Below are 8246 nucleotides of genomic sequence, written 5' to 3'. Positions count from 1 at the left end.
CACTGGTGATTGGCAACATGATAGGTGCAGGTATTTTCCTGATGCCGGCGGCTATGGTTTCATTCGGGAGCATCGGCTTATTGGGCTGGGTATTTTCGGCGATAGGATCATTTTTTTTAGCGAAAGTTTTCAGTAACCTGAGCAAATTGCTGCCTCATGCCACCGGAGGCCCCTACGCCTACACCCGCGATGGTCTGGGCGATTTTATAGGTTTTTTGGTGGCCTGGGGATATTACCTTGCGGTTGCCTGTGCCAATGCGGCTATCACCATATCATTTGTAAGTGCCTTAAGCACCTTTTGCCCGGTGCTGGCCAGCAGCAGTGCTATTGCCGTGGCTGCCGGTTTGTGTTCCATATGGTTACTGGCCTATATCAATACATTGGGCATTGTCACCGGCGGAAAACTACAATTGGTTACCACCATTTTAAAAGTATTACCGCTGCTGCTGGTAGCTATAGGTGGTTTGTTTTTTATTAAAGCTGCAAATTTTAGCCCTTTTAACAGTAGTGGCGGCAGTATTATCAGCGCGTTACAAGCGACAGCCACCATGACCATGTTTGCGTTTATAGGCATTGAAAGCGCCACCGTTCCATCTGGGAGTGTGGAAAATCCTGAGAAAACTGTGGCCAGGGCAACCATGCTGGGGCTGCTCATCACTACCTTTATTTATATATTGGGGAGTGTTAGCGTTATCGGCATTATCCCGGCAGCGCAACTGCAAAAGTCTCTTACGCCTTATGCAGATACGGCGGTGATCATCTACGGCAGCAGCGCCCGGTATTGGGTAAGCGCCGGTATTGCCATTGCTGCTTTTGGTTCGCTCAACGGATGGACGTTATTGCAGGGGCAGGTGCCTTACGCTATTTCAAAAGACAAACTTTTCCCGCCTATATTCAGCCGCACTAATAAAAAGGGGGTACCTTATATGGGTATTATAATCAGCAGTATCATGGTATCGCTGTTTATGACCATGAATTATACCAAGGGGCTGGTAGCTCAGTTTAAGTTCCTGCTGCTGCTTTCGCTGCTGAGCGTTTTGATCCCTTATTTATTATCGGCAGCGGCTTACCTTGTTATCAGGGTTCGGAAAACCCCAAATGCTGGCGGATGGGCCGGGGCTATAGCACTGGCCTTAATGGCTTTTGGCTACGCGCTTTGGGCCATAGCGGGAGCCGGACAGGAGGCAGTATATTATGGTTTTTTACTGCTTATGGCCGGCATCCCGTTTTATGTTTGGGCCGCATTCAGGAAAAATGCGAAGTAACTTTATTATAAAGCTCCGGCTTTGATCTCATCAACTACTGCCGGATCAAGCAGGGTGCTGGTATCGCCAAGGTTTGAAGTATCGCCTTCGGCAATCTTGCGTAAAATACGACGCATGATCTTGCCCGAACGTGTTTTTGGCAAACCGGTTACAAACTGAATTTTATCCGGTTTAGCTATCGGGCCAATGATGCGTGATACTGTCATGATGATATCCTTGCGGGTGATCTCTTCGTCGCCATGTTTATCCGGGCTCACTACGTAGGCATAAACACCCTGCCCTTTAATGTCATGCGGGTAACCAACCACAGCCGATTCAACCACGCTGCTGTGCATGTTTATAGCATTCTCAACCTCTGCAGTGCCGATGCGGTGACCGGATACGTTCAATACATCATCCACGCGACCGGTAATGCGGTAATAACCATCCTCATCGCGCAAGCAACCGTCACCAGTAAAATACATGTTTTCGTAAGTGGCAAAGTAGGTGGTGCGGCAACGTTCATGATCGCCATAAGTGGTGCGTAGCATACCCGGCCATGGGAATTTGATACAAAGATTTCCGCTTACGCCGTTACCTTCAATTACCTGTCCGTTTTCGTCAACCAAAACAGGCTGCACACCCGGTAAAGGCAGTGTAGCATAGCCCGGTTTGGTTGGAGTGATGCCCGCAATAGGCGAGATCATGATACCGCCATTTTCAGTTTGCCACCAGGTATCAACAATAGGGCAACGGTTTTTGCCGATGTGATCATCAAACCAGTGCCATGCCTCTTCATTGATAGGTTCGCCTACCGATCCTAATTTTTTAAGCGAGCTCAGGTCTTTGTTATTTACGTTATCAAGGCCAAAGCTCATTAACGAACGGATGGCAGTTGGGGCAGTATATAATATGTTTACCTTAAACTTATCAACAATCTCCCAGAAACGGCCGCAATCAGGGAACGTTGGGATACCTTCAAACATCAATGTAGTTGCTCCCTGCGAAAGCGGGCCATATACTATATAAGAGTGGCCGGTAATCCAGCCGATATCAGCAGTACAAAAATATACCTCACCCTGGTTGTACTGGAATACGTTGGCAAAAGTATAACCTGCATAAACCATATAACCGCCGCAGGTATGTACCACGCCTTTAGGTTTGCCAGTTGAGCCCGAAGTGTACAGGATAAAAAGCATATCCTCAGCATCCATAACTTCGGCCGGACAGCTTGGGTTACCTTGTGTTTCAACTTTTTTAATTTCATCTTCCCACCAAACATCACGGCCTTTGATCATGGATACCGGCGTACGGCTGCGGGTAAGTACAATTACTTTTTTAACCGAACAGCATTGTACCAAAGCATCATCAATAACAGTTTTAAGAGGTACTTCTTTAGTGCCTCGTTTGCCGCCGTCGCAGGTGATCACAATGTTACATTCAGCATCGTTGATCCTATCAGCAATAGACTGCGCCGAAAAGCCACCGAACACTACCGAGTGGATAGCGCCGATACGTGCACAAGCCAAGACAGCAATAGCCAGCTCAGGGATCATAGGCATATAGATACAAACACGATCACCTTTTTTAGCACCGTTGTTTTTAAGCACGTTGGCAAACTGGCAAACTTTATCGTGAAGCTGGCGGTACGTTAATATACGGTGGTCTTCTTCCGGGTCGTTGGGTTCCCAGATGATGGCCGGTTTATCGCCAAGAGTTTCCAAATGCCGGTCGAGACAGTTTTCAGTAATATTGAGTTTTGCTCCCTGGAACCATTTGATCTTTGGCTCCTTAAAGTTCCAGTCCAATACGGTGTCCCACTTTTTTTGCCATAAAAAATTATCGGCAATGCCGGCCCAGAATTGTTCGGGCTGCTCAACACTTTGCTGGTAAACTTTTTTGTACTCTTCAAATGATGTAATTTTCATCGGTTGGTTGGTGTTTGGTTGGTTGATGAAGCTGTTATGCGCTTATATTGTTTATTTGCTTTTAGCTTATAACGCTTTCATGCGGGTTTAAATGGTGGGCGTAATTTAATAATTTATGTGCGATGTGTAAACTAAAATCGCTACTTTTTAAATTTTTTTAAGAAGTAGCGATTGGACGAATAACTGGAGCATAGATAGAAATTTTACACGAATCCTTTACCGTCAAATACAATTAGATCGAATTACACGAATGATTATTCCCTTCTATTCAAATTCGTGTAATTCGATCTAATTCGAAAAAATTAGTGTTGAAATTTATACCTTATTATAGTCAATTCAGGAAGCTGTTTTTATGCGTTGTTTTTGCTCTAATGACACTGATTAAAAAGAATTTGAAAATTTTTCAAATCACTATTGAATATTTGGTTTAAAAGTCTGATATTTGCAAACTCTTTTTGGATAAAGGGTTGATAATTAAAAATATTTGTCATGTCAAGAATTTGTGATCTAACAGGAAAAGGATCTATCGTAGGTAACAACGTTTCAAACTCAAACGTTAAAACAAAACGCAGGTTTCATCCTAACTTGAAACTTAAAAAGTTTTATATTCCTGAAGAAGATAAATGGATTACCTTAAAGGTATCTACTTCTGCTGTGAAAACTATCAGCAAAAACGGTATTACCGCCTGCATCAATAAATTTGTTAAAAAAGGCTACATTTAGTAGTTGGCTTTCAAGTTTAGCAGTATAATAAAATTGAAAAATTGCGTAAGCCGCGAGGTTACACGTACAACATAAAAATAAAATGGCAAAAAAAGGCAACAGGGTTCAGGTGATTTTAGAATGCACCGAACACAAAACAAGCGGTATGCCAGGCATGTCTCGCTATATCACCACTAAGAACAAGAAAAACACTACCGAAAGATTAGAGTTGAAAAAATTCAACCCTGTTTTACGTAAAGTAACTGTTCACAAAGAGATAAAATAATTGGTTGATGAAGTTGATTGGTTGATTAGGTTAACATGCTAACAACAATTAACTTGCTAATTAAATCATTCACTAATTCAAAAAATTAACAAGAAATGGCAAAGAAAGTAGTTGCAACCCTGAAAGTAGCAGGTAAAGGCAAAGAATATTCAAAAGTGATCACTATGAATAAATCACCTAAAACCGGTGCTTATTCATTCAAAACCCAAATTGTCCCTAACGATTTAGTTAAGGATGCAATTGCAGGTAAAACTATCTAATCATCTTTTGATTAAAATATTGAAGCCGTCTTGTTTTTACGAGAGGGCTTTTTTTGTTGAATGTTGTTTGAATCAGAATTAAAAGAATTAATTGAATTGTCAGAATAAAACAATTCTGGTTGCAAATTCTTAGAATTCTATAAATTCGGGTTCAGACAAAAGAATCTGCACATCTGTAATCTAAAATCCGCACATCGTAACATGGGATTATTTGATTTTTTTAAGAAAAAGGAAAATACGCAGCAAGACCAGCAGGCGCTTGATACCGGTTTGGAAAAAACCAAGGATAACTTTTTTTCAAAGATCACCAAAGCCATCGCCGGTAAATCAACCGTTGATGATGATGTGCTTGATGAACTGGAAGAGATCCTGGTTACATCCGACGTTGGTGTAAGTACCACGCTCAAGATCATTGACAGGATCCAGGCCCGCGTAGCGCGCGATAAATACGTAAGCACCAACGAGCTGAATACCCTGTTGAAAGATGAAATTCAGCAGCTGCTTGCCGAAAACAACAGTAACGATTTCCGCAATTTTGAATACGGCGATCATAAACCCTATGTAATTATGGTTGTTGGCGTTAATGGGGTAGGTAAAACCACTACCATAGGTAAGCTGGCCCATAAGCTTAAGCAAGCCGGTAATCAGGTGGTTTTAGGTGCTGCCGATACCTTCCGTGCAGCAGCCGTAGACCAGATCAAACTGTGGGGCGAGCGTGTTGGTGTAAAGGTTGTTGCCCAGGCTATGGGCTCAGACCCGGCTTCTGTTGCTTATGATACCCTGCGCTCGGCAGTAGCCAATGGCGATGACGTGGCAATTATAGATACTGCAGGCCGTTTGCATAATAAAGTTGGTTTAATGAACGAGCTTACCAAGATCAAGAACGTAATGCAAAAGGTGATCCCAGGTGCCCCGCATGAGATATTGCTGGTGCTGGATGCTTCAACCGGTCAAAATGCTATTGAACAATGCAAACAGTTTACCGAGGCTACCAACGTAAATGCTTTAGCGCTTACCAAACTTGATGGCACAGCCAAAGGCGGTGTGGTAATTGGTATATCAGATCAGTTTAAGATCCCGGTAAAATATATAGGTGTAGGCGAAGGCGTGGATCACTTGCAGCTGTTTGACAGGCAGGCGTTTGTTGATTCGTTATTTAAATCTTGATTTCATTGATTTTTTTGATTTCACCGATTAATCATGGCGAATTATGAGAGCGATTCATTAACCGAAAAAATAATAGGTTGCTGTTTTGAAGTACATAAACATTTAGGTCCGGGATTTATTGAGAAAGTGTATTCAAAAGCTTTACAACATCAGTTACAATTGGAAGGCTTAGCCTTCGAGGTAGAAAAGGAATTTCAGTTGTATTTTAAAGAAAAGTGTGTTGGGAACTTTAGATGCGATTTTTTCATTGAGAATAAAGTCATTGTTGAAATTAAAGCGGTAACCGGGCCTTTCATGCCAGTGATTTTTCAGAAACAACTCTTATCATATTTAAAGGCAAGTAAAATTAAAACAGGTCTGTTGATCAACTTTGGTAATGTAAGTTGTTCAATTAAAAGACTATCTGTATAACGAAATCAGTGAAATCAAAAAAATCACTGAAATCATAGGGAAATAATGAGGACGAAAGAATTAGATAAGCCCAAAAAGATAGCCAAACCCCGTGTAAACGTGGTTACGTTAGGCTGTTCAAAAAATATTTACGATTCGGAGATATTGATGGGCCAGTTGAAGGGCAACCAGTTTGATGTGGTGCATGAGGCCGATAAGGTAGGCAAAAATGATATTATTGTAATTAATACCTGCGGCTTTATTGATAATGCGAAGCAGGAATCTATTGATACTATTTTACAGTACAGCGAGCTTAAAGAACAAGGCAAGGTAGGCAAGGTAATTGTAACCGGCTGCCTGAGTGAGCGCTACAAACCCGAGCTTGAGGCCGAAATTACCAACGTTGATGCCTATTTTGGTACCAATGATTTGCAGAACCTATTAGCTTCTGTAGGCGCTAACTACAAGCATGAGCTTATTGGTGAGCGTTTGTTAACTACGCCATCCCATTTTGCATATTTTAAAATAGCTGAAGGCTGTAACCGCCCCTGCTCATTTTGCGCTATCCCCTTGATGCGTGGCAAGCACCTGAGCTCGCCGATTGAACAATTGGTTGAGGATGCTAAAAAACTTGCCAAAAACGGCACTAAAGAGTTGATCCTGATTGCACAGGATTTGACGTACTATGGGCTCGATTTATACGGTAAACGTAACCTGGATGAACTGCTTCGCCGTTTATCTGATGTGAACGGCATTGAATGGATCAGGCTGCAGTATGCTTATCCTTCAGGTTTCCCGATGGAGATCCTGGATGTGATGAACGAGCGCGAAAACATTTGCAAATACCTGGATATGCCGTTGCAGCACATTACTGATAATATGCTAAAATCGATGCGCCGCGGTATCACCAAGCAGAAAACCATCGACATTGTAAACGAGATCCGTGATAAAGTACCGGGCATAGCTATGCGTACCACGCTGATCACCGGTTACCCCGGCGAAACTCAGCAGGATTTTGAAGAGATGGCACAATGGGTGGAAGATACCAAATTCGATCGCCTGGGCTGTTTCACTTACTCGCACGAAGAAAAAACACATGCGCATAGTTTGGTTGACGATGTGCCTGAAGAAGTGAAACAGGAGCGTGCCGATGCTATTATGGAAATTCAGCAAGGTATCTCTTTCGATAAAAACCAGGAGAAGATAGGTAACACCTATAAAGTATTGATAGATAAAAAGGATGGCGGCTATTTTGTTGGTCGTACGGAGTTTGATTCGCCCGAGGTTGACAATGAAGTTTTAATTGATGCCAGTGTTGATTACGCTACCGTTGGCAGCTTTGTTAACGTACAGATAGACAGCGCCGAAGATTTTGATCTATATGGACGAATTGTAAAATAATAATCAATATCATGGCGCGTATTTTCACCCAGCCGCAAATATTTTGGTTGAGGTGGAAGTATGCGCCGATTATTTTAATATCGTACTGCTTTATATTTTTTTCCTGCAATCAGTTGGGGGATAAAAAACCGGCAGCGGTCTATCCTCATAAAAATAAAACCCCTGAAATAACCCCCATACCTTTTGGCCCCAAAGTTGATCTTGATAAACTACCAATAGCAGGTATGTTTTATACGGGGCTGATATATAAAGACGTTGGTCAGATAATAAAGGAGGGATGGACTGCGAAAACGTTAAAAAACATAACGGTTTATCCGTTACCCCCTATAAAAAGCGTAAAATATATTCAGGTTTCTTCAATTGATACTGAGAAGTGCGATAATGGGCTACCTCGTGAGCGTTTCTTAAAATTAAACCGATACCGTTATCGACTGCCAAACATTGGTAAATACGAGTGTTATTATATATGTGATTATGCTCCGGCAAGTAAGGAGTACACAGCCAATGCACAGAAATATTGTCAAAACTGTCTTTTTAATATGTTTTATGGTTATCTGATTATATATAACCCTAAGAATTATGAGGCAAGCGTAATCACTATTTTTTACGATACCTTTAGAGACGGAGCAGATTTATCCAGGCATTTTTATATTGACAGGAATTACAATATTTATCTTGTTGATTTCGAGCAGGAAGCTGATGATGGAGATGGGACGATTGCCTCACCGGTGTTTGTTAATAATAAATACTATGTTTCCATATCAAGTAACGGGAAGATAGTATGTACCAAAGCCCGATAGAACTCATTTGCTATGTTTACAAGCGATAGCAGGGTTTTGATCTTTATGGACGGATTGTAAAATAATGT

Annotated in this window: 9 protein-coding genes; 8 read left to right on the top strand and 1 reads right to left on the bottom strand. The window is 41.8% G+C overall.

What is annotated here, in order from left to right; all coding sequences use genetic code 11:
• On the top strand, nucleotides 1-1265 hold a 1265-nt coding region (locus VF500_RS16355; RefSeq protein ID WP_330860697.1), incomplete at its 5' end, for an amino acid permease.
• A 5-nt stretch (nucleotides 1266-1270) separates the two neighbouring features.
• On the opposite strand, the gene acs is transcribed toward VF500_RS16355, so the two are convergent.
• A complete protein-coding gene (gene acs, locus VF500_RS16350; RefSeq protein ID WP_330860698.1) occupies nucleotides 1271-3199 on the bottom strand; it encodes an acetate--CoA ligase in 1929 nt (642 codons plus the stop codon).
• Between the two features lie 462 nt (nucleotides 3200-3661).
• On the opposite strand from acs, the gene rpmB reads away from it, so the two are divergent.
• The 7 genes from rpmB to VF500_RS16315 all read left to right on the top strand — a co-directional run bounded on the left by rpmB (nucleotide 3662) and on the right by VF500_RS16315 (nucleotide 8178).
• Nucleotides 3662-3895, top strand: a complete 234-nt coding sequence (gene rpmB / locus VF500_RS16345; protein ID WP_022830076.1) for a 50S ribosomal protein L28 — start codon at nucleotides 3662-3664, stop codon at nucleotides 3893-3895.
• Between the two features lie 82 nt (nucleotides 3896-3977).
• Nucleotides 3978-4160 (top strand): 50S ribosomal protein L33, encoded by a 183-nt coding sequence (gene rpmG, locus VF500_RS16340; RefSeq protein WP_022830075.1) that lies wholly within the window; start codon nucleotides 3978-3980, stop codon nucleotides 4158-4160.
• A 95-nt stretch (nucleotides 4161-4255) separates the two neighbouring features.
• Complete coding sequence (locus tag VF500_RS16335; protein ID WP_022830074.1) at nucleotides 4256-4420, top strand: DUF4295 domain-containing protein; 165 nt, start codon at nucleotides 4256-4258, stop codon at nucleotides 4418-4420.
• A gap of 201 nt (nucleotides 4421-4621) precedes the next feature.
• Nucleotides 4622-5587 carry a signal recognition particle-docking protein FtsY gene (gene ftsY / locus VF500_RS16330; protein ID WP_330860696.1) on the top strand — a complete coding sequence of 322 codons (966 nt, stop codon included), beginning with the start codon at nucleotides 4622-4624 and terminating at the stop codon, nucleotides 5585-5587.
• A 33-nt stretch (nucleotides 5588-5620) separates the two neighbouring features.
• Nucleotides 5621-5998, top strand: a complete 378-nt coding sequence (locus VF500_RS16325; protein WP_330860695.1) for a GxxExxY protein — start codon at nucleotides 5621-5623, stop codon at nucleotides 5996-5998.
• 45 nt (nucleotides 5999-6043) lie between these two features.
• Entirely contained in the window at nucleotides 6044-7378 is a 1335-nt protein-coding gene (rimO, locus tag VF500_RS16320) for a 30S ribosomal protein S12 methylthiotransferase RimO (protein WP_330860694.1), read from the top strand.
• A gap of 11 nt (nucleotides 7379-7389) precedes the next feature.
• The gene (locus tag VF500_RS16315) at nucleotides 7390-8178 is read left to right on the top strand and encodes a hypothetical protein (protein ID WP_330860693.1); all 789 of its coding nucleotides are present in this window, start codon (nucleotides 7390-7392) and stop codon (nucleotides 8176-8178) included.
• Nucleotides 8179-8246: the final 68 nt, after the last annotated feature.

The organism is Mucilaginibacter sp. (genome assembly GCF_036383575.1).
In the GTDB taxonomy this organism is placed as follows: Bacteria; Bacteroidota; Bacteroidia; order Sphingobacteriales; family Sphingobacteriaceae; genus Mucilaginibacter.
Note: the sequence above shows the minus strand (reverse complement) of the source record. Positions and strands in the feature narration are given on the sequence as shown.